Origin of the sequence: Lysinibacillus sp. NPDC086135 (assembly GCF_044746345.1) — a bacterium.
GTDB lineage: Bacteria > Bacillota > Bacilli > Bacillales_A > Planococcaceae > Lysinibacillus.
Window position 1 is genome coordinate 37,804 of sequence record NZ_JBIVCA010000028.1, and the last position, 22,326, is coordinate 60,129.

At 38.9% G+C, this 22,326-nt stretch carries 18 protein-coding genes and 1 rRNA gene; all 19 read left to right on the plus strand.

Annotated features, from left to right (window positions below; translation table 11 throughout):
* Positions 1-388: 388 nt before the first annotated feature.
* Entirely contained in the window at positions 389-2,782 is a 2,394-nt protein-coding gene (locus ACIPKN_RS24775) for a SpoIIE family protein phosphatase (protein ID WP_400941339.1), read from the plus strand.
* Positions 2,783-2,810: 28 nt separating this feature from the next.
* Positions 2,811-4,217, plus strand: a complete 1,407-nt coding sequence (gene tilS, locus ACIPKN_RS24780) for a tRNA lysidine(34) synthetase TilS (RefSeq protein WP_400941340.1) — start codon at positions 2,811-2,813, stop codon at positions 4,215-4,217.
* A 63-nt stretch (positions 4,218-4,280) separates the two neighbouring features.
* The gene (hpt, locus tag ACIPKN_RS24785; protein ID WP_132364364.1) at positions 4,281-4,823 is read left to right on the plus strand and encodes a hypoxanthine phosphoribosyltransferase; all 543 of its coding nucleotides are present in this window, start codon (positions 4,281-4,283) and stop codon (positions 4,821-4,823) included.
* 476 nt (positions 4,824-5,299) lie between these two features.
* Entirely contained in the window at positions 5,300-7,324 is a 2,025-nt protein-coding gene (gene ftsH, locus ACIPKN_RS24790) for an ATP-dependent zinc metalloprotease FtsH (protein ID WP_400941344.1), read from the plus strand.
* Positions 7,325-7,472: 148 nt separating this feature from the next.
* The gene (locus tag ACIPKN_RS24795) at positions 7,473-8,306 is read left to right on the plus strand and encodes an aldo/keto reductase (protein WP_400941346.1); all 834 of its coding nucleotides are present in this window, start codon (positions 7,473-7,475) and stop codon (positions 8,304-8,306) included.
* A gap of 793 nt (positions 8,307-9,099) precedes the next feature.
* On the plus strand, positions 9,100-9,867 hold the full coding sequence (locus ACIPKN_RS24800) for a type III pantothenate kinase (protein WP_142510501.1): 768 nt from the start codon (positions 9,100-9,102) through the stop codon (positions 9,865-9,867).
* A 21-nt stretch (positions 9,868-9,888) separates the two neighbouring features.
* A complete protein-coding gene (hslO, locus tag ACIPKN_RS24805) occupies positions 9,889-10,770 on the plus strand; it encodes an Hsp33 family molecular chaperone HslO (protein ID WP_400941347.1) in 882 nt (293 codons plus the stop codon).
* Positions 10,754-11,725 carry a peptidyl-prolyl cis-trans isomerase gene (locus ACIPKN_RS24810; protein ID WP_400941349.1) on the plus strand — a complete coding sequence of 324 codons (972 nt, stop codon included), beginning with the start codon at positions 10,754-10,756 and terminating at the stop codon, positions 11,723-11,725. Before hslO ends, ACIPKN_RS24810 begins: the two co-directional genes overlap by 17 nt.
* Positions 11,726-12,189: 464 nt before the next feature.
* The gene (cysK, locus tag ACIPKN_RS24815; RefSeq protein ID WP_400941352.1) at positions 12,190-13,119 is read left to right on the plus strand and encodes a cysteine synthase A; all 930 of its coding nucleotides are present in this window, start codon (positions 12,190-12,192) and stop codon (positions 13,117-13,119) included.
* A 308-nt stretch (positions 13,120-13,427) separates the two neighbouring features.
* The gene (gene pabB / locus ACIPKN_RS24820) at positions 13,428-14,837 is read left to right on the plus strand and encodes an aminodeoxychorismate synthase, component I (RefSeq protein WP_400941355.1); all 1,410 of its coding nucleotides are present in this window, start codon (positions 13,428-13,430) and stop codon (positions 14,835-14,837) included.
* Positions 14,834-15,415, plus strand: coding sequence for an aminodeoxychorismate/anthranilate synthase component II (gene pabA / locus ACIPKN_RS24825; RefSeq protein ID WP_142510505.1), 582 nt, complete (start codon positions 14,834-14,836; stop codon positions 15,413-15,415). The genes pabB and pabA overlap by 4 nt, the downstream gene beginning before the upstream one ends.
* Positions 15,416-16,255: an aminodeoxychorismate lyase gene (gene pabC, locus ACIPKN_RS24830; protein WP_400941358.1), complete on the plus strand. Its 840-nt coding sequence runs from the start codon at positions 15,416-15,418 to the stop codon at positions 16,253-16,255.
* 13 nt (positions 16,256-16,268) lie between these two features.
* A complete protein-coding gene (gene folP, locus ACIPKN_RS24835) occupies positions 16,269-17,123 on the plus strand; it encodes a dihydropteroate synthase (RefSeq protein ID WP_400941361.1) in 855 nt (284 codons plus the stop codon).
* On the plus strand, positions 17,123-17,488 hold the full coding sequence (gene folB / locus ACIPKN_RS24840) for a dihydroneopterin aldolase (protein ID WP_400941372.1): 366 nt from the start codon (positions 17,123-17,125) through the stop codon (positions 17,486-17,488). The genes folP and folB overlap by 1 nt, the downstream gene beginning before the upstream one ends.
* A complete protein-coding gene (gene folK / locus ACIPKN_RS24845) occupies positions 17,488-18,009 on the plus strand; it encodes a 2-amino-4-hydroxy-6-hydroxymethyldihydropteridine diphosphokinase (RefSeq protein ID WP_400941363.1) in 522 nt (173 codons plus the stop codon). The genes folB and folK overlap by 1 nt, the downstream gene beginning before the upstream one ends.
* Before the next feature lie 166 nt (positions 18,010-18,175).
* Positions 18,176-19,216, plus strand: coding sequence for a tRNA dihydrouridine synthase DusB (gene dusB, locus ACIPKN_RS24850; protein ID WP_400941365.1), 1,041 nt, complete (start codon positions 18,176-18,178; stop codon positions 19,214-19,216).
* Between the two features lie 184 nt (positions 19,217-19,400).
* Positions 19,401-20,903 carry a lysine--tRNA ligase gene (gene lysS / locus ACIPKN_RS24855; RefSeq protein ID WP_323657008.1) on the plus strand — a complete coding sequence of 501 codons (1,503 nt, stop codon included), beginning with the start codon at positions 19,401-19,403 and terminating at the stop codon, positions 20,901-20,903.
* A 210-nt stretch (positions 20,904-21,113) separates the two neighbouring features.
* Complete coding sequence (locus ACIPKN_RS24860) at positions 21,114-21,386, plus strand: hypothetical protein (RefSeq protein WP_400941369.1); 273 nt, start codon at positions 21,114-21,116, stop codon at positions 21,384-21,386.
* Between the two features lie 825 nt (positions 21,387-22,211).
* Positions 22,212-22,326: ribosomal RNA gene (locus ACIPKN_RS24865) — 16S ribosomal RNA — on the plus strand; the annotation flags it as partial.

Consider the following 22,326-nt stretch of genomic DNA (forward strand, 5'->3'; position numbering starts at 1 on the left):
GTGAGCCTTGTTTATCAAACTTTTTGTTCTTAAGTAGAATATCGGTGTAATTGTTGACTATAGTATTTTGACGAAACTGGGAGCATCGATCAATGAAAAAGAAGGGGCCAACATGCACTAGACCTCTCATGTAAAAAATTTGCAATGTTTTTTATGTAGCGAAGGTGGGACTGGGTTATGTAATTTTCGTAATTTTTAAACAAATTATATAGAAAGAGATGTTTATAATGATGTGCAGCTTCTCGTTTTCGTAGATATTGTTGCCATTTCTCGTATTTATGCATATGTATTCGTCGAAATGTTTATATTTTTTTCTGTCACCGTCAGACAATCTTTCCATACATAATTTCTTATAATAGTTCCAAACGTGCAGAAAGGGGATAGTGAAATGACGAGTATTGAATGGTATAACACGGCAAATGTAGACGAACAGAAATTAGGAGTGAGAAAAAGGCAATTGTTAATAGGCTCTTTATTTTTTTTAACATCCTTCTTTTTAGCTCAGTCTGTGGTATTTGAAGCGGCCGTACCTTTCTCAGTCCCTTTTTGGGCAATTATTCGAACAAAATATAAAGAATATGCCAAATATGTTTTGTTCGGTGGTTTAATAGGGTGTTTTTTCCTCGGTTTTGGACAAGTCTTCATTTTAGCATTGCAGATCGTCTTGTATGAATGTATTATGCGCTTCCGTTATTGGCAGCTACCACAAAGTATAGCAGTATCTTTAGCGGTACTACTCGTGCAGATATTGTGGCAGGGAGCTATGTATCAAGGTTTACCTCCGATGCTTGTACAATTTTATGTAGGCTGTGAAGCGGCTTTAGCTCTTATTATGACGCTGTTCATGCAAGTGTTGTTTGTCAATTCTCATGAATGGTTTACGAGTCATTGGACTTATGAGAAGCTAGGCTCTGGATTAGTTGTATTTGCTGCTATGCTTACAGGGATGCAAGCGATTGTCATTAGCTATTTTTCACTTCCCACTTTTTTATTACAACTATTCATTTGCTTCGGTGCGTTAGTAGGAAGTGTACCATTAGCGACGGTTATCGGAGCCGTGCTCGGGACTCTCATTGGGGTTGCAAAACTTTCATTTACGGGTATGCTGTCTGTAGCCACCTTAACAGGATTGTGTGCCGGGATGGGGGCTCGTGTTGGACGATTCGGTGTAGCAATTGGCAGCATTTTGCCAAGTGTGTTTTTTTTATTTTACGATGCAACATTGCCGTTAGATAGCGTTTATTTTACATCGATTGTTGTTGGGAGTATCGTTTTTATAACTATCCCTAGTAAATATTCTGAAAAGGTACGGGACAAGCTGTTTCCACAGCGTGAGGAGATCTTACTCGCTCGTCAAAATTGGTTAACGGAGCATGTTACGTTTAAATTGGAGCATTTTCAACATTTTGTACAGTTTATGAAGGAGCTTGTGTTTGAGCGTTTTATGACAACCCCTATAGAAGAGGCGAAGGAAGTGTCGCCGATGAATACATGCTTAAGTTGTTTTCGCTATGATCGCTGTTGGGGAGCGCAAAATAATGGAATGGACAAGCTCGTGACAGACTGGTTTCATATGAAAGGTGTAGGCAAGGATTCTGGTATTCATCGTGTCGAAGAACAAATACGCTATAAATGTGTGAAATCAACGAAAATTTTCGAGGAATTGGAAACGGAGCTGTACAGAGAGCGCATTAATGGTCAGTATTTTCATGGTAAGAAAATGATAGCGCTTCAGCTACGTGATATGAGTAATCATCTAAATCAGTTAATAGCGGAGATGCAAGAAGAGACTATTTCATTCGTTAGTGTGGAGAAGGACATTACTCAACGATTAAAAGATGCTCATATTGAATGTTTTCAACTAGATGTGCTTAGTAATAAGCCTGGAGGACGAAAAATTGTCTGTGCTTTAGCACCAGCACGAGTCAATTGGGAGGAAGACACAACAGTAGCTGAGCGGATGATATTGCCGATTTTATATGATATTTTTGAAGAACCATTTGAAATTGAAAAAGTAGTAGCAAGCGATATACCATTTCGTCACATTCAAGTAAGCTTTAGATCAGCTATTAGCTTTGAAGTAGAGTATGATATATATAGCATGTCTAAAGATGCGACGTTATATTCCGGTGATTCCCATGCATTATTTCAATTACATCCAGGACTATTTGCAATTTTATTGTCAGATGGTATGGGTCAGAGTAAAGAAGCACAGCATGAGAGTAGAAAGTTAATACACTTAATGCGAGAATGTTTAAATTACAATATGAACCCAGAGACTGCGATGCATACGTTGCATTATGTCATGTCCTTGAAGCAACAAGATGATATGTATGCAACGCTTGATTTTGCACTTGTCGATTTACAACACGGAGATTTATGGTCGTGGAAGGCTGGGGGTATGTCTACGTATATTTTACGTGGAAAAGAGGTGCTGAAGGTTGAAAGTAATGCAGCGCCTGTAGGTTTTTTATCCATTTCAGCAGTCGAGGCTGAAAAAAGAAAGCTTAAAGCTGGCGATGTAATTTTAATGCATTCTGATGGATTATTTTCAAGTGTTGATGATTGGGACGAGCAGGAAGAGATATTTTTAGCGAATGCACAGCAAGTAGCTGGAACTACTAAAACCATCCAAGAAAAACTAACAACGATTATGCAATCTTTCCAAGCTTACTATGCTATTGAAGACGATTGCACTGTATTAATGCTAGAGGTTACACATGTTGTACCTACGTGGGCTGTATTTAAGCCAGTTCAACACTCTATGAGCAATTCATCATAAAAGAGAACGAAAAGGGGAGGAGAAGCGTTTGTCACTTGAATTAAAGGTCAAAAAATTTATCGAAGAAGAGCAATTATTGCAGCAAGACGACCATCTTCTCATCGCCGTTTCGGGTGGAGTGGATTCAATGGCTTTGCTCCATTATTTTGTCAAAACAAAAGAGCAGTGGGGAATTACGATAGGAGCCATACATGTTGATCATATGCTAAGAGGTGAAGCGTCTGCTGAGGACAGAGCTTTTGTCCAAAAATATTGTGATGAGTATGGTGTATACTTATATGCAAAGGCAATTCCAATACCAGAGATTATGGCTTCAGAAAATGGGAATACACAGCTTATTTGTCGTAGAGAGCGGTATCGATATTTTAAAGAGGTCATTGAAAAAACAAATGCTAGCAAGCTTGTAACTGCACATCATGCGGACGACCAACTGGAGTCAGTATTAATGGCCCTGACAAAAAATGCAACGATAAATGGTATGCAAGGTATACGTTCACAACGTATTTTTGAAGGAAAAACATTAATTCGTCCGTTTTTAACGGTTACAAAGTTAGAAATAAGGGAATATTTACTTAAGCAAGGTTTAGATTATCGGGAAGACGCTAGCAATGCTAAGGATACCTATGTACGCAATCGTTTTAGACATCATGTGGTGCCTTTGTTGGAGGCAGAAAACCCAAGAGTAACAGAGCAGGTAACCCATTTTACAAAACAATTGCAAGAAGACGATGCCTATTTAATGACATTAGCGGAGGATGTATTTTCTAGAATAGTAAAAAGAAAAGACGGAAATACATATAGCATGGAAATTAAGGCTCTTCAATTGGTACCACTTGCTTTACAAAGGAGGCTCATTTTAATACTATTAAACTATCTTTACAAAGATTCAAATACGATACAAAGTTATGCTTTATTGACTTCAATTTCAAAGCTTTGTGATACGACAGCAGGGTATGCTGAAGTTCACTTGCCAGAAGATTTTATAGCAGTTCGCCGTTACGGAAAATTAACGATTCAGAAGAAAGAGCCATTAGAAGGTCACGCTTCTCCTGAGAAAAAGATTATTTCGACTGCTAATGGGTGGACAACACTGACGAATGGTGAACGTTTATGCGTAGTCGAGTTGCCTGATTTATCGTCTGAAATGCTGACGGATACTGCACAACTTTTTTATTTTAACGCTAGCAAACTCAAACTTCCACTCTATGTTAGGGCGCGTAAGGAAGGGGACAGAATACTGTTAAAAGGAATGGGTCAGCCTAAACGCTTATCTCGCCTTTTTATAGATGAAAAGATTCCTTTAAATGAGCGAAATAGCTGGCCGTTACTGATTTCTCAATCTGATGAGGTCGTAGCGGTAATTGGTGTGCGTATGGGAATGTTTTTTTCAACCTTTCCGCAACCAAACGATGATACAGTGCTCATCGTAGACTAAGGTCTTTGTAAAATTTCACCGCTAATGGTTGAATATTTTTTTATACACACAGGAGGAATCGCTATGTTACAAAATGACATCGAAAAAGTTATGATTACAGAAGAACAATTACAAGAAAGAATCGCTGAGTTAGGGGCACAATTGACAGAGGAATACAAAGATTCATTCCCGTTAGCTGTTGGTGTTTTAAAAGGGGCAATGCCTTTTATGACAGACTTGATGAAACGTTTCGATTCTTTCATTGAGCTAGATTTTATGGACGTTTCTAGCTATGGCAATGCTACAGTTTCATCAGGGGAAGTTAAAATTCTAAAAGATTTAAATACAAGCGTTGAGGGACGGGATGTATTAATCATCGAGGATATTATTGATAGCGGCTTAACGTTAAGCTATTTAGTAGACTTATTTAAATACCGCAAAGCAAAATCCATTAAAATTGTTACATTGTTAGATAAACCATCAGGTCGTAAAGTAGACTTAGGTGCTGATTATGTTGGTTTTGAAGTGCCAGATGGCTTTGTTGTAGGGTATGGTTTAGACTACGCAGAAAAATACCGTAATTTACCGTATATCGGCATTTTAAAGCCGGCAGTTTATTCTTTCTAACAAGTAAGAAAGTAACGAAAGAACACCAGCTATGAAAAGTAAGAGCCTCCAGTGAAGGTCATAGATTTTTATTTTTTAACTTCATTCAACAAAGAAAGCAAAGTGTCAGCTACAAATGTTTTCTGTACCGAAAGCGCAGCGACAGGTACAGAAGTCTCCCGCCTCTATGGGTGATGAGATGAATGCGGTTTTAAGTCACTTTTCAGCGGGTTTCCAAATATCCGCTGAAATAGAGGAACTTAGTCTAAGAACGTCACGTCCTGTGGCATGAGGCATAATTGATCATAATTCAAAGATTTAGGTACATTGTTAGATACAACTACGCTGGAACATACTTGATAAATGCATAAATATTTTTCGATTTCGACAAAAATGGGACGAAACTTTTTTTATGTAGGGCTTTTCGTTGTATGATGAAATCATGATATGTTAAGATTTTACTTATAATTTTTCTGTTTGTAATGAGGAGGCTGGAGATGAATCGAATATTTCGATATACCATATTCTATTTACTGATTTTCTTAGTGATTATCGGTATATTTGGTACTTTCAATGGTGGAAAGGCGCCAACGAAAGAGTTAACTTATTCTGAGTTTCAAGATGCTCTAGATAAGAAAGAAATAACAAGTGCTACAATTCAACCTGATAAATCAGTATACATCGTTGAGGGTACGATGAAGGGGTATGAGAAGGGTCAAAGCTTTACAGCGAATATCCCTCGTGATAACCAATCTTTATTGAACCGCATCGATGAGGCTGCTAAGGATAAGAATAGTAATATTAAATATTTAACAGCGCCAGAAACAAGTGGATGGATTCAGTTCTTTACAGGGATTATCCCTTTCATCATTATCATTTTCTTATTCTTCTTCCTAATGAGTCAATCTCAAGGTGGCGGTAATAAAGTGATGAGCTTTGGTAAAAGTAAAGCCAAACTTTATGACGATCAGAAGAAAAAAGTTCGTTTTACAGATGTAGCGGGTGCTGATGAAGAGAAAGCAGAGCTTGTAGAGGTTGTTGACTTCTTAAAGGATCACCGTAAATTTACTGAAATCGGTGCCCGAATTCCAAAGGGTATCTTGCTTGTAGGTCCTCCTGGTACGGGTAAAACATTACTTGCACGAGCGGTAGCAGGTGAGGCAGGCGTACCATTCTTCTCGATTTCAGGTTCTGACTTCGTAGAAATGTTTGTCGGTGTCGGTGCATCACGTGTTCGTGACTTATTCGAAAATGCAAAGAAAAATGCACCTTGTATCATCTTTATCGATGAGATTGATGCAGTAGGTCGTCAACGTGGCGCAGGTCTTGGTGGTGGTCATGACGAGCGCGAACAAACACTGAACCAATTGCTTGTTGAAATGGATGGTTTCGGAGCAAACGAAGGTATTATTATTATCGCTGCAACAAACCGCCCAGATATTTTAGATAAAGCGTTATTACGTCCTGGTCGATTTGACCGTCAAATTACAGTAGGACACCCTGATGTAAAAGGTCGTGAAGCAATTCTAAAAGTACATGCGCGCAACAAGCCTTTAGCTGATACAGTAGATTTAGCAGCTGTTGCACAACGTACACCAGGTTTCTCAGGTGCTGACTTAGAGAACTTGTTAAATGAAGCTGCACTTGTGGCGGCTCGTAAAAGTAAACGTACAATTAATATGGCAGATATCGATGAGGCATCTGACCGAGTAATTGCAGGTCCAGCAAAAGCTAGCCGCGTTTACTCAGCGAAAGAGAAGAAACTTGTATCCTTCCATGAAGCCGGCCACGTAGTTGTTGGTTTAGAGCTAGATGAAGCGGATACAGTACACAAAGTAACGATCGTTCCTCGTGGTCAAGCTGGAGGTTACGCGATTATGTTACCGAAGGAAGAACGTTTCTTCACAACAAAACAAGAACTATTAGACCGTATTGCTGGACTTCTTGGTGGTCGTGTTGCAGAGGAAATCGTACTTGGCGAAGTATCTACTGGGGCACATAATGACTTCCAAAAGGTAACAAGTATTGCACGTGCCATGGTTACTGAATATGGTATGAGTGAAAATCTTGGTGCAATGCAGTTTGGTTCAAGTCAGGGTGGGAATGTATTCCTTGGTCGTGACTTTAATTCAGATCAAAATTACTCTGATTCAATCGCTTATGAAATTGATAAGGAAATGCAAAAAATTATTGATTCACAATATGAGCGTACTAAACGAATCCTAACTGAAAAACGTCATTTACTTGATTTAATTGCAAACACATTAATGCAAAAAGAAACATTGAATGCGCAAGAAATTGAGCACTTACGTGATCACGGTGTCTTACCGGAACCTGAGGTAGAACCGGTTGTGGAAAAAGCTCCTAAAGCTGAAGCTCAACCAATAGTAGATGTAGTTGGTGAACAGGCTGTTCAAAAAGAATTGCTTAGCAATGAGCCGAATCCAACAACAGCTGATTTACCTAAAGAAGGTAGAGAATCGAATGATACACCAAAAGGTATCGATGAAAAGCGTGATTAATATGAGAAAGACTGTTTACGATTTTAGTAAGCAGTCTTTTTCTTTGCCTTTTCTCGGTAATAGGTATTACGATGGAATCTATATTACGCAACTGCGTATATAGATTCTTAAATTTTTTTAGGACCAAAATAGATAGGAGTGTTGTAACGTGGGAAATGTAACATTGAATAATGGTTTAGAGATGCCGTTAATCGGCTATGGCGTTTTTCGAGTACCTGAAGGGGATGACTTGGCTGAGGCAGTAAAAACAGCTATTGCAAAAGGTTACCGTAGCATTGATACAGCTCAAGTATATCGCAATGAAGAAAGTGTTGGGCGAGGAATTCGCGCAGCGATTGATGAGGGCTTAGTAACACGTGAAGAACTATTCGTAACATCAAAGGTATGGAATGATGGACTCTCCTATGATGAAACACTTGCAGCTTATGATAGTAGTTTAGAGAAATTAGGACTAGATTATTTAGATTTATATTTAGTTCACTGGCCGGGAATAGATACAAATTATATTAATGTTTATAAAGCGCTTGAAAAAATCTATCAGGATGGACGTGTACGCTCAATTGGCGTTAGTAACTTCCATGTTCAACATTTAGAAAATTTATTAAAGGAAACATCAGTTGTTCCCGTTATTAATCAAATTGAATTCCATCCTCACTTAACTCAAGAGGAAGTTCGTGCATATTGTAAGGAAAAAGGAATACAAGTAGAAGCGTGGTCGCCACTAATGAATGGTTCTTTATTGGAAGAATCATTGATTCAGCAGCTAGCTTCTAAATATGGCAAAACACCTGCACAAATCGTTTTACGCTATGATGTGCAGCATGGTGTAGTCACAATTCCAAAAACAATGACTCCTGCACGAATGACTGAAAATCTAACGGTCTTTGACTTTGCGTTAACAGAGGAAGAAATGGCTCAGTTAGATGCACTAAATGATGGCTTACGTTGCGGACCAGACCCAGAAAAATTTAATTTTAAATAATTTGAAAGGAGCTACCTAATTTGAGGGTGGCTCCTTTAGTACGGTTCTTCGGCAAAACGAGGGGTTGATTTCCGTTCCGGCTGGGCGCTTTGTAGCTGACGCTTCGCTTTCGCGCAGAGCGGAGCTTCCTGGGTGCGTCCGATGAGCCGCTTCACTCGTGACGTGATCTGACCCCCAAGGAGTCGCCCAGTCTCCACTTCAATCAACCAATTCACAAAGATGTATTTTCTGGCATGGCCTAATTTATAGTTATAAAACGAAACTTCAGCAATATTGTTTATCTGTGCGTAAAGCGAAGCGTTAGCAATAACAGTTGAACAATTTCTTCTCTGTTATAAGTCGCAATATTATACACTTTTGAAATGAATAAGATTTATAAAAATTTACACTATCGCTGATTGGAGTGGAAGGCTACTCGACTCCCGTGGGAAAGCGAGACAGGCGAGACCCTGCACGGAGCGCAAGCGGAGGAAGCGGCTCGACGATCGCCCACAGGAAAGCGAGTAGCCTGGAACGGAAATCAACTTCACGTTTTAATATGAGATTTAATTTGAAAGAGCTATCTAATATGAGGGTGGCTCCTTTTTTGGAGTGAGATGAATGTTATTTCATAGAAATAAAAGTGTGGTATCATTTTCTAAAGTGTTTTAACTTCTTTCTGATTCCAGACGCAATTATGCCGAGGCATAATTAATTTGATTTTTTGTGCATGAATATGCATTGTTTTAGTTGTATCAATCGCATAGTGACAGGTACAATTACGATGAAGGGCAATAAATAGGAGGCATCAACCATGATTTTAGTTTTAGATGCAGGAAATTCGAATATCGTATTAGGTGTCTATGATGACAACGATCAATTGGCCTTCCATTGGCGTATGGTGACTGACCTTCATAAAACAGAAGATGAATACGCAATGCAAGTATTATCTTTCTTTAATCATGCAGGCATTTCATTTGAACAGGTTACAGGCATTATTATATCCTCTGTTGTACCACCAATAATGTTTTCGTTAGAAACGATGTGTCAGAAGTATTTTCGTAAAAAACCGCTCGTTGTAGGACCAGGTGTGAAAACAGGACTGAATATTAAATATGAAAACCCGCGTGAAGTTGGCTCAGACCGCATAGTGAACGCTATTGCAGCTCTTGATGTTTATAAAGCACCACTGATTATTGTTGATTTTGGAACTGCTACAACATATTGTTACTTAAACGAAAAGGGCGATTATATGGGCGGTGCTATCGCTCCAGGTATTTCGATTTCAACGGAGGCGCTTTATACACAGGCAGCTAGATTGCCGCGTATTGAAATATTGCGCTCTACACATATTGTTGGAAAGACAACCGTATCTGCGATGCAGGCCGGGATATTTTATGGCTTTGTTGGGCAAGTTGAGGGAATTGTTAATCGCATGAAAGCACAAAGTAAGGAAGAGCCTTTAGTAATTGCTACTGGAGGATTAGCAAATTTAATTGCTGGTGAGACGCAAGCTATTGATGTAGTCGATCCGTTTTTAACATTAAAAGGCTTATATAAGCTATATAAACGCAATCAATAAGAAATGAGGGACATTTCATTTATGAAAGACTATTTAGTACGAGGTTTAGGGTTCAACGGACAGGTTCGTGTTTTTGCAGCTTGTACGACAACAACTGTAGGAGAAGCACAACGTCGTCATAATACATGGCCTGTTGTGTCGGCAGCCCTTGGTCGTTCTATGACTGCTGCGGTGATGATGGGTGCCATGTTAAAAGGTGAGGAAAAAATCACTGTAAAGATTGAGGGGAACGGTCCAATCGGTCCGATGGTAATTGACAGTAACGCGCACGGTGAAGTACGTGGTTTTGTAACAAATCCCCACGTTCATTTCGATTTAAACGAGCACGGTAAGCTTGATGTTCGAGCGGGTGTTGGGGCAGAGGGCTCATTAACAGTTGTAAAAGATCTTGGTTTGAGAGACATGTTCTCTGGACAAACGCCAATTGTATCGGGTGAAATTGCTGAGGACTTTACTTACTATTTCGCTACATCAGAGCAAGTGCCTTCATCAGTTGGATTAGGGGTTTTAGTAAATCCTGATAACACAATTCTAGCAGCTGGTGGGTTTATCCTTCAATTAATGCCAGGCTGTGAAGAAGAAACAATCGACGAAATTGAGCAGCATCTTGCTTCTATAGAGCCTGTTTCAAAAATGATTGAAAAAGGTTTTACGCCGGAGCAAATTTTAGAAGCTGTATTAGGAAACGGTCATCTGCAAATTTTAGATTCCATGCCGGTAGAATTTAAATGTCAATGTTCAAAAGAGCGATTTGGTGCAGCGATTTTAGGGTTAGGGATACACGAGATTCGAGAAATGATTGAAGAGGATGGCGAAGCAGAAGCACAATGTCACTTCTGTTTAGAGACATACCACTTCTCAAAAGAAGAGTTAGAAGGATTCATCGATGAGCTCAACGCGTAATCGACGACCTTTATCCGCTGAAACACCCAACCAAACGCCCTTATTGCAACGTCGTCTGAAGACAAAACCTGCATTAACAGTTATGGCAATCTTATTATTAGGAAATATTTTGTGGTTTATAACTTGGCTAATTCCTAATAAAGACCAGGAAATTGGTAGCGACGAGCAAGTCGCTGCCGTTGACGGGGATATTATTACACGTCAAAAGTGGATGGTTGCCATGGAAGAACGCTATGGTAAAGAGACGCTACAAAATTTAGTGAATGAATCAGTGATGGAAAAGGCAGCTGAAAAGTTTAAAATAAAAGTAACGGATAAGGAGATTGATTTAGAGTTAGCCTTAATGCGTTCTGCTCAAGATAAATTTGATACTGCAATGCAAAACCTTTCATCAGAGCAACTGCGACAAAAAATTCGCTCACAGCTTATATTGGATAAGGTACTGACAAAAGATGTGGTTATAAAAGAAGGTAGTATTGAAAAATATTATGAGGAAAATCAGGCACTGTACAATACGAAAACAAGTTATCGTACGAATTTTATAGAAGTGAATTCAAAAAAAGCTGCTGAGGAAGCATTAAGTGAAATAAAAAATCCCGCTGATTTTTCGGTGCTAGCACGTGAGGTTTCAGTAGACAGTGCTTCAGCTAGCTTAGGTGGAGATATTGGTTTCCTCACAGAAAAACAGGAAAATGTCGATCCTGCCATTTTAAAAGCAGTGAAGGCTTTAAAAGCGGATGAGGTTAGTAAAGCATTTAAGCTTGCTAACGGTCATTACGGAATTGTACAAGTTCAAGAGATAACAGAAGGACAATCCTTTACATATGACGATGTGAAAGAACATATTGAACGTGAGCTTGCGTTAGAACAATTGCCACAACATGTTACACCGGAATCATTCTGGTCTGAATTCAATGCGACTTGGTATTACGGAGAAGCGAAAAAAGGTAAATAACAGATTGCTCTGAAATGAGTATCAATTATGCCTCGGCATAATTGCGTCCGGAATCGGCTTTGTGTTTGCACAAAGAACTCCTTTCCGATTCTGTGACATCCGCTGGAGGCTTTGACTTCTTTCAGCTCACCATCTATAGAGGTGGGAGACTTCTGTCGCTTCGCTTTCGCTACAAAAAATATGTGCTGAAAGAAGTTAAAGAATCTGCAAGATATCTGCGGGAAAAGTGAGCCAGGGAAACCCTGCAGACGTTAGCGTCAACAGAGTAATGGCCACTCCGGGGTATTGAGCAGATTTTTGTTTCCCTTCATTCGCCAATGTTGGCCAATAACCTTTGACGTAGGTGAAGCAATAAATATTCTGAAAATATAAGTTATATTTATTGACAATCGAATGGAAAAATTGATAAAATCAAAAATAAGTAAAACCTATAAAATTAGTAGGGATTAGGAGTGGATTGATAAATGAGTAGATTAGCAAACTCGGTAGCTGAATTAGTAGGTAAAACGCCAATTGTTAAATTAAATCATGCAACAGGTGAAAACGAAGGTACTGTTTATGTAAAATTAGAATATTTTAACCCAGGTAGCTCAGTGAAAGACCGTTTAGCTTTAGCGATGATTGAAGCGGCAGAAAAAGACGGTACATTAAAGCCTGGTGGTACAATTATTGAACCTACTTCTGGTAACACGGGTATTGGTCTAGCGATGATTGCTGCGGCTAAGGGCTATAAAGCGATTTTAGTAATGCCCGAAACAATGAGCTTAGAGCGTCGTAACTTATTACGTGCATATGGTGCAGAGCTTGTATTAACACCTGGGCCAGCAGGTATGAAAGGTGCGATTTCTAAGGCGGAGGAATTAGCTGCTGAGCATGGCTACTTCTTACCACAACAATTCACGAACCCAGCAAATGCAGTTGTTCACCGTTTAACAACAGGTCCTGAAATTGTAGAAGCATTTGAAGGTTTAAAATTAGATGCATTTGTTGCTGGTGTTGGTACAGGTGGTACAATTACGGGTGCGGGTGCTGTGCTAAAAGAGAAGTATCCAGAGATTGAAATTATTGCTGTTGAACCAAAAGATTCACCAGTACTTTCTGGCGGTCAACCAGGGCCTCATAAAATTCAAGGTATCGGAGCTGGCTTCGTACCTGAAGTGTTAGATACAGATGTGTATTCTTCTGTATTCCCAGTTGAAAATGAAATTGCTTTCGAGGTAGCTCGTAAAGTAGCGCGTGAAGAAGGTATCTTATGCGGTATTTCATCAGGTGCAGCTATTCATGTTGCGATTGAAGCAGCAAAACGTTTAGGTAAGGGCTCAAATATTCTTGCGATCGTACCTTCTAATGGGGAACGTTATTTATCAACACCTTTATATCAATTTGAAGACTAATCCAATTATTTGAACGTAAAGGCTCCTTAAACGAGGAGTCTTTTTTATTTGTTAAAGAATCTAATTCTATTTTCAAATTATGGATTAGGAGGTGTTTCGTTCGCAAAAGAGGTGGAGCGCGTATTGTTCCTTCGGTTCTCCAACTTTTTTTGGATGTAAATATGCGCTTTAGCATATTTGTTCATCACCGATCGGATGTAGAAACATTCGGTAATTAAATTTTAAGTGGCTACCTGAAAATATTCGCTTCCAAGCAATATTCAAGTTAAGATGGAATCACATCATATGACTTAAAGGGGAATAGCGACTTGAAGACAATACTGACGAAAACAATATCGATGGATGCAGACTCGTTTTTTTATAGTTATAAGAAGCAAACAGAAGCAGAACAAGCACATGTATTTTTAGAAAGTGGACGTGGAGGGAATTTTACAATAGCTGCTTGGAATCCACTAGCTACAGCACAATCGATCGAGAATGGTTTACTTGTAAATTGGAGAAATGGTGAGACTGAAAATTTAAACGGTGAACCTCTTGCTTTGTTAGAGAAATTAGTAGAGAACTATCACATTGCATATAATTCTGAGCTTCCTGTTTTTCAAGGTGGGGCTATTGGGTTTGTAGCATACGATTACGCTCGTAAAATTGAAGTGTTACCTAATACTGCTGTGGATGATTTACATATACCAGATATTTATTTTTATATTTTTGATTGCTGGGCAGTACACGATGTGAAAACAAATAAAGTAACGCTTATGAAGCTAGCTGATTGTCATGTAGATTTGGAAGAATGGGCTAATGTGTGGCAAGGGGCAGCGCAAGAAGGATTGCTTACACGAAAATTTGAAAAAACAAGCGCTGTCGAAATAGTAAATGACGAAAGTGAATTGTTAGTATCATTTGCTGGGACTGCCTTTGAGGAAGCAGTAAGTAAAATTCAAACATACATAGCGCAAGGTGATGTATTTCAAGTGAATTTGTCGGTACGTCAATCCAAAAAATTAAACGCAACTGCAATGGATGTATATGAAGCATTACGTGCATTTAATCCTTCACCTTACATGGCTTATATAGAAGCGCCAGATTTTGCAGTTGTTTCGGGTTCACCTGAGCTTTTGGTGAAGCGTCACGGTAATGAGTTGTCTACTCGACCAATCGCTGGTACACGACCAAGAGGAAAATCGGAGGCTGAGGATTTAGCGTTAGCGCAGGAATTGATTGATAACGATAAGGAACGTGCTGAACATGTAATGCTTGTTGATTTAGAGCGCAATGATTTAGGGAGAGTATCTACATATGGGACTGTTGAGGTAGATGAGTTCATGGTGATTGAACGCTATTCACACGTGATGCATATTGTTTCCAATGTACGAGGAGAAATAGCTGAGGAGAAAACCAATGCAGACGTTATCCGTGCCATGTTCCCAGGAGGCACAATAACAGGTGCACCTAAAATTCGTACGATGGAGATTATTGAAGAATTAGAACCTGTAAGACGAGGGTTATATACGGGTTCAATTGGCTGGATAGGTTTTACAGGTGATATGGAATTTAATATTGTTATTCGTACAGCATTTATTAAAGATGGAGTAGCACATATTCAGGCAGGAGCAGGCATTGTTATTGATTCTGTTCCGGAAAGAGAATACCAAGAATCCTTAAATAAAGCGAAGGCGATGTGGCAGGCAAAGGCAATGGCAGAGGAGCGAGCAAAATGATTTTAATGATTGATAATTACGATTCTTTTACGTATAACCTTGTACAATATTTTGGGGAATTCGGACATGAATTAGTGGTCAAAAGAAACGATGTATTAACGGTGAAAGATATTGAGCAGCTTGCACCAGATATGATTGTCATTTCTCCGGGGCCATGTAGCCCGAATGAAGCGGGTGAAAGCCTGAACATTATTAAGTATTTCGCGGGAAATATTCCGATTTTAGGCGTTTGCCTTGGCCATCAAGCCATTGCTCAAGTATTCGGAGGGAATGTTATACGAGCTGAACGTTTGATGCATGGTAAAACATCACCTGTGCTACATGCTGAAATAGGTTTGCATAAGGGGATGCCAAATCCATTTGCAGCTACTCGTTACCACTCCTTAATTGTAGAAAAGGAAACGTTACCGGCATGTTTTGAAGTGACGGCATGGACAAAAGAAGGCGAAATTATGGGCATTCGTCATAAGGACTATCCAATTGAGGGAGTGCAATACCATCCTGAATCGATTATGACGGAGCGAGGTAAAGAGCTTCTACGCCAGTTTATAGATTTGTATGTTGAGGGAGCGAAGTAAATGCTGTGCTGGATGAATGGAGACTATGTAGCGGCGCAGGATTTGCGTATTTCACCATTTGATCATGGATTTTTATACGGGTTAGGCTTTTTTGAAACGTTTCGAACATATAAGGGCAAAGTGTTTTACTGGGGAGCACATATGGAAAGGTTGCAAACCGCGCTTTCTCAATACCGTATTCATATGCCGTATACGGAAGAGGATTTACTAAAGGTTGTTCAGCAATTAAATGAACAGGCCAATGGACAAGATGGGTATTTCCGTATAAATGTCTCGGCTGGAGAACATAGTATCGGATTGCAGCCTACTGAATATAGACAACCAAATGTTATTGTCTTTCGCAAAGAATTACATGATACACCTCGAGGTATGGAAAAAAACGCACAGTGGCTTGTGACACCGCGTAATACTCCTGAAAAAGGACTTCGAGTGAAATCGCACCATTATGGCAATAACGTTCTTGGCCGTTTTGAGATGCCATCTTTGGCGCAACAAGAGGGCTTCTTTTTAACGGGAAATGGCTTTGTTGCTGAAGGTGTAACATCAAATATCTTTTGGGTGAAAGATGATATACTATATACGCCTTCTTTAGAGGCTGGTATTTTACCTGGAATTATCCGAGCGTGGGTAATTGAGCGGGCACAATCTCTAGGGATTAAGGTAAAAGAAGGCTTCTTTACTAAAGAGGATGTAGAGCAAAGTTCAGAGTGCTTTATTACTAACTCTATACAAGAGCTTGTTCCAATTTTTAAATTAGAGAGCAAGCAGTTATTAGGCAATAAAGGGCCTGTTTATTCGCGTTTACATGAAGTATTTGTCAATGAAGTGGAACAAGAATAAAAGGAGAGTTAACATGCTTGAAAAATATACAACACCATTAACTATTAACGGGATCACGTTAGACTATACAGCAGAAACTTTTGTGATGGGTATTTTAAATGTCACACCGGATTCATTTTCAGATGGAGGAAAGTACAATAACGTTGAAGCTGCTGTTGCTCAAGCAAAAAAAATGATAGCTGATGGCGCTAAAATTATTGATGTTGGCGGAGAATCAACACGCCCGGGTTATGAACGTATTTCCGATGAAGATGAAATTGCACGAATTGTACCAGTTATTCAAGCTTTAGTAGCTGAAGTGCCAGCGGTTATATCGGTTGATACGTATAAAGCGAACGTAGCTCGTGCAGCTATTGAAGCGGGTGCCCATATTATTAATGATATTTGGGGAGCGCAAGCTGAACCCGAGATCGCACAGGTTGCTGCAGATTTAAATGTACCGATTATTTTAATGCATAATCGAGACAACACTAATTATGGTACTGATTTCTGGATGACGGCAAAGGCTGACTTAGAGAAGAGTATTGCTGTTGCTCGGAATGCAGGTATACCAGATAATCATATTATTTTAGATCCGGGCATAGGCTTTGCGAAAACAACTGCTCAAAATATAGAAATGATGCAGCATTTAGAGGGTTTAGTAGCAATGGGTTATCCTGTTTTGCTAGCGACTTCACGTAAGTCAATGATTGGTAATGTCTTAAAGCTGCCTGTTGAGGAACGTATAGAAGGTACAGGAGCAACAGTTGTTTACGGTATTGAAAAAGGCTGCCATATGATTCGTGTGCATGATGTAAAGGAAATGGCACGATCTACACATATGGCTGATATTTTAGTAGGTAAGCGTATTTATAAGGAGGAAGCATGATGGACTATATTCATTTAAAGGATATGCAGTTTTTCGGCTATCATGGCGTTTTAGCGGCGGAAACAACACTTGGCCAACGCTTCCGTGCCAATGTTTCACTTGCTGTTGATATGACAAAGGCTGGAGAGACGGATGACTTAAATCATACGGTGAACTATGCGGAGGTTTATGCGTTATGCCGTGATATTGTAGAAGGAGAGCCGTTCAAGCTTATTGAAGCGCTTGTCTCTAAAATAGCAGACAGTATTTTAGAGACATACTCAGAAAAGGTTAAGGGGGTTCGCGTGGAGCTTATTAAACCAGACCCACCAATCCATGGCTATTATAAAGAAGTATCGGTAGAAATAACGCGAGGTGATTACTAATGAATGATGTGTATTTATCGATCGGTACAAATATGGGAGATCGATTTGAAAACTTACAACATGCTGTTACCTTTTTAAAGGGCAAAGAGGAAATTGAAGTTGTACACATTTCTTCTGTTTATGAAACAGCTGCTGTAGGCTACACGGATCAGGCACATTTTTTAAATATTGCTGTTCATATTAAAACGAGTTACTCATCTTCCGAAATGCTGAAAATTTGCCAATGGGTTGAAAGCGAACTTGGGCGTGTTCGTGAATTTCGATGGGGTCCTCGCATTATAGACCTTGACATTCTACTCTACAATCACGAAAATGTTGAAACAGAGAGCTTAATTGTTCCGCATCCAAGAATGTATGAGCGAGCTTTCGTATTAGTACCACTAATAGAAATTACGCCTACACCAGTTGGACAACAACTGCAAAGGGCACATGATATAATGCAACGGATGAATTGTGAAGAGGAAGGCGTAACTTTATGGCGAGCATCAGCAGAGCTGAAAATTATGCAGTCCGTTAATTAAGTTTCTAATCCAGTGGTCAAAGATAATGGGTGTATCGGCTGCCTATAACATCTGCAGGCAAAAGCCAAATTCGGATACCATCATGCTGAGGCATAATTGATTTGAGTAGCATTAACAATTGATATATATGGAATAGGTGAAAACCTATAGAAGGAGGAAAACAGCGTTGAGTCAGACAACTGAGAAGCCGTTTCAGATTGGCGATATAGTCATGGACAACCGTGTTGTATTAGCACCAATGGCAGGAATCTGTAACTCTGCTTTCCGTTTAACGGTTAAGGAGTTCGGAGCAGGGCTAGTATATGCAGAAATGATTAGTGATAAAGGGATTGTCCAGAAGAACGAAAAAACACTAGGCATGCTTTATATCGATGAGCGTGAAAATCCACTTTCATTGCAAATTTTTGGTGGTGATAAAGCAACGCTAGTGGAAGCGGCTAAGTATGTAGATGAAAACACAACTGCCGATATTATCGATATTAATATGGGTTGCCCAGTTAATAAAATTATTAAATGTGAAGCGGGCGCCCGTTTACTTTTAGATCCAAATAAATTATATGAAATGGTAGCAGCTGTTGTAGATGCAGTAAAAAAACCTGTCAGCGTGAAAATGCGTATTGGTTGGGATGACGAGCATATCTTTGCTGTAGAGAACGCACAAGCTGCTGAACGTGCCGGTGCTTCAGCGGTAGCTGTTCATGGACGTACACGTGTACAAATGTACGAAGGAAAAGCAAATTGGGATTTCATTCGTCAAGTGAAGGAAAATGTAAAAATCCCTGTGCTTGGTAATGGCGATGTAGAAACTCCTCAAGATGCAAAACGTATGCTTGATACTACTGGGGTGGATGCAGTAATGATTGGACGCGCTGCGTTAGGCAATCCATGGATGATTTATCGTACAGTTCAATACCTTGAAACTGGCGAGTTAAAAGAAGAGCCGAGTGTACGCGAAAAAATTGATGTGTGTTTGCTACACTTTGAACGCCTTATGCAATTAAAAGGAGAAGGTGTGGCGGTACGTGAAATGCGTAAACATGCTTCATGGTATTTAAAAGGTATTCGTGGTAATGGTAAAGCGCGTAAAGCGATTAACCAAACAGAAACTGCGGTAGAGCTTCGTGTGCTATTAAATAGAATTGTACAAGACTATGAAGAGCTTGAATCTAATTTAATAGTACCAGAAGCAAAAGAATTAATTCTTTAATACACTAAATAGACGTCTCTCTGTTCGTTTTGAGACGTCTATTTTTCTGCTAACATTAATTTTTAGAATTATTAATCATTTCTTCTCTTATGGAAATTAAAACGAAACAGATGATTACAACAATAAAATTGTGTACAATAGAAATATTATGGACGTAAACGCAACGCGGACAATTTAATAAGGAGTGAAACAAGTGTCAAACATAGAAGAATTAAATGATCAGCTTTTGGTGAGACGCCAAAAAATGACGGCTATTCGAGAAAATGGTCAAGATCCATTTGGTAGTCGTTTTGAACGTACGCATTTATCAACAGAAGTGCGTGAACAATTTGCAGATCAAACAAAAGAGCAGCTAGAAGAAAACCTACAAGAGGTAATTATTGCGGGTCGTATTATGACGAAACGCGGTAAAGGAAAAGCTGGCTTTGCGCATATGCAAGACTTAGGTGGCCAAATTCAAATTTACGTTCGTCAGGATCATGTTGGCGAAGAAGCATATGAATTATTTAAACAAGCTGACCTAGGTGATATCGTAGGTATTCGAGGTAATGTATTCCGAACACAAGTAGGAGAGCTTTCAGTCAAAGCTGAAGAATTCACATTCCTATCAAAAGCTCTACGCCCTATGCCAGAAAAATTCCATGGCTTACAAGATGTTGAGCAACGTTATCGTCAACGTTATTTAGATTTAATGACGAATGAAGATAGTAAAACAACATTCATTACACGTTCTAAAATTATCCGTGCTATTCGCAATTATTTAGATAATGCAGGATACTTAGAAGTAGAAACACCAATGCTTCATACAATTGCTGGTGGTGCAGCGGCTCGTCCGTTTATTACACACCATAATGCACTTGATATGGAATTATATATGCGTATTGCAATCGAACTGCATTTGAAACGTCTAATTGTTGGTGGACTAGAGAAAGTATACGAAATTGGTCGTGTTTTCCGAAATGAAGGGATTTCAACACGCCACAATCCTGAATTCACAATGATAGAGCTGTATGAAGCTTATGCAGATTACAAAGATATTATGTCTCTAACTGAAAACCTTATTGCTCATGTAGCTCAAGAGGTTTTAGGTACTACTACAGTTCAATACGGTGAAGATGAAATTAATCTTGCTGTAGGCTGGAAACGAGTTCATATGGTAGATGCAGTAAAAGAAGCTACAGGTGTAGACTTCTGGCAACCAATGACTAAGGAACAGGCTCAAGCGCTTGCTAAAGAACATGGAGTAGAAGTTAAAGAAACACATGAGGTAGGGCATATTATTAACGAGTTCTTCGAGCAAAAGATTGAAGAGACTCTTGTTCAGCCTACATTTGTTTATGGTCATCCAGTAGAAATCTCACCTCTAGCAAAGAAAAACCCAGAGGACGAGCGTTTCACAGACCGTTTCGAACTATTTATCGTTCGTCGTGAGCATGCAAATGCCTTTACAGAACTAAATGATCCAATTGACCAACGTGAGCGCTTTGAAGCTCAGTTAGCTGAAAAAGCAGCTGGTAATGATGAAGCACACGAAATGGACAATGATTTCATTGAAGCATTAGAATACGGTATGCCTCCAACTGGTGGATTAGGAATTGGTATCGACCGTTTAATCATGCTTCTTACAAATTCACCATCAATTCGCGACGTATTACTATTCCCAACAATGCGCCATACTACTAAATAGTAGTTTTAAAAGGTTATCTTGAAAAAGCAGGAGTCGAGGTGCAGAAGAAGCACTAAGACTCCTGTTTTGCATCTTCTGTGATGAAATAAATTTGAAAGAATTAAGTAGAGTATTTAAATGATGAATGAATATAAGGTATACTTTTAGAGTTCTATAATTTGCAGATTAAATAGAAATAGACATTATCAAAAGTTTTATTGGAGGCTTATAATGAATTATAAAATCTTTAACAAACAAGTATTTGAACAGGCACAAGTACGATCAGTATCAGATGTCCTGTTAACTGAAGAAGAGCTTGAACATGGTATGAAATTAGCGGTTTCTAAGTCGGATCCAACTCTTACTTTATATTTAGTGGATGTAGACGGTCAGAAGAAATTCGATGTCCGTTGGGATGATTCCTCTGAAATTTTCACTGGCTGGTATTCGGCGTGGGATAATTTCACTTGGTGCCTAGATATAGTCGATGGACAAAATAATTAATTAACTTAGTAGATTTTCAGATTTAAGATTAAAAAATAAACCGTGTTTGAAAAGGGAACATATAATTGTATCTTATTCGGATTTCTTTTCCTTGTTATTTTGTAGCAGAACAATAAAGGTAAAGAAGTAACAAACGTGAATAAGTAGGAGTCGAGGTGCAGGAGAATCACTTTGGCTCCTTTTTTTCGCGATTGAGTAATTTGTAAGGGCAATGACGCGTTACAATGTGTGTGTGATCGTTGATGCTTTTTCAAGGGAAGCTTGAGAAAGTGTTCTTTAAATAGGCTTTATTTTGATTTCTTCTTATTTAGTTTGTTGAGATTTATGAAAAGGAGATGTATAGTAAAACAAATAAAGTGATAGCTAGAAGATTATAAGAATTGATTAGTGCTCGAAAAAACGTAAAATAGCTTACTAATTCCATTTTTATAAAAAAGATAATTTTATAGCGAAAAACACTTGCGATTGTATTGGAATCATGATAAATTATTACTTGTCGTTAAGGCGACGTAAGAAATAAAACGGATTAAAAAAACATCAAAAAGATGTTGACATTTAAATCCTAGATTGATATTATATAAGAGTTGTCACTTTTCGAAAAGAAGTTAAAAAACTTCTATAAAAAAGAGTTGACAACGAAAACGAAAAAATGTTATACTATAAAAGTTGTTGAAATAAAACGGCAACGAATTGAACCTTGAAAACTGAACAAGCAAAACGTAATCAATAAAGTTTTTACTAGCTAACCTCGAGTTAGTGAACGAAACGAAATTTTGGACATCAAACATGATGCCAGCAAAACAATTTGAGCTAATCAAATTTCTTTTTATGGAGAGTTTGATCCCGGCTCAGGACGAACGCTGGCGGCGTGCCTAATACATGCAAGTCGAGCGAACAGAAAAGGAGCTTGCTCCTTTGACGTTAGCGGCGGACGGGTGAG

Excerpts from the sequence above, each read along its gene's own strand:
- ACIPKN_RS24775 (WP_400941339.1), top strand. The coding sequence starts at position 389 with ATGACGAGTATTGAATGGTATAACACGGCAAATGTAGACGAACAGAAA.
- hpt (WP_132364364.1), top strand. The coding sequence starts at position 4,281 with ATGTTACAAAATGACATCGAAAAAGTTATGATTACAGAAGAACAATTA.
- ftsH (WP_400941344.1), top strand. The coding sequence starts at position 5,300 with ATGAATCGAATATTTCGATATACCATATTCTATTTACTGATTTTCTTA.
- ACIPKN_RS24800 (WP_142510501.1), top strand. The coding sequence starts at position 9,100 with ATGATTTTAGTTTTAGATGCAGGAAATTCGAATATCGTATTAGGTGTC.
- hslO (WP_400941347.1), top strand. The coding sequence starts at position 9,889 with ATGAAAGACTATTTAGTACGAGGTTTAGGGTTCAACGGACAGGTTCGT.
- ACIPKN_RS24810 (WP_400941349.1), top strand. The coding sequence starts at position 10,754 with ATGAGCTCAACGCGTAATCGACGACCTTTATCCGCTGAAACACCCAAC.
- cysK (WP_400941352.1), top strand. The coding sequence starts at position 12,190 with ATGAGTAGATTAGCAAACTCGGTAGCTGAATTAGTAGGTAAAACGCCA.
- pabA (WP_142510505.1), top strand. The coding sequence starts at position 14,834 with ATGATTTTAATGATTGATAATTACGATTCTTTTACGTATAACCTTGTA.
- pabC (WP_400941358.1), top strand. The coding sequence starts at position 15,416 with ATGCTGTGCTGGATGAATGGAGACTATGTAGCGGCGCAGGATTTGCGT.
- folP (WP_400941361.1), top strand. The coding sequence starts at position 16,269 with ATGCTTGAAAAATATACAACACCATTAACTATTAACGGGATCACGTTA.
- folB (WP_400941372.1), top strand. The coding sequence starts at position 17,123 with ATGGACTATATTCATTTAAAGGATATGCAGTTTTTCGGCTATCATGGC.
- folK (WP_400941363.1), top strand. The coding sequence starts at position 17,488 with ATGAATGATGTGTATTTATCGATCGGTACAAATATGGGAGATCGATTT.
- ACIPKN_RS24860 (WP_400941369.1), top strand. The coding sequence starts at position 21,114 with ATGAATTATAAAATCTTTAACAAACAAGTATTTGAACAGGCACAAGTA.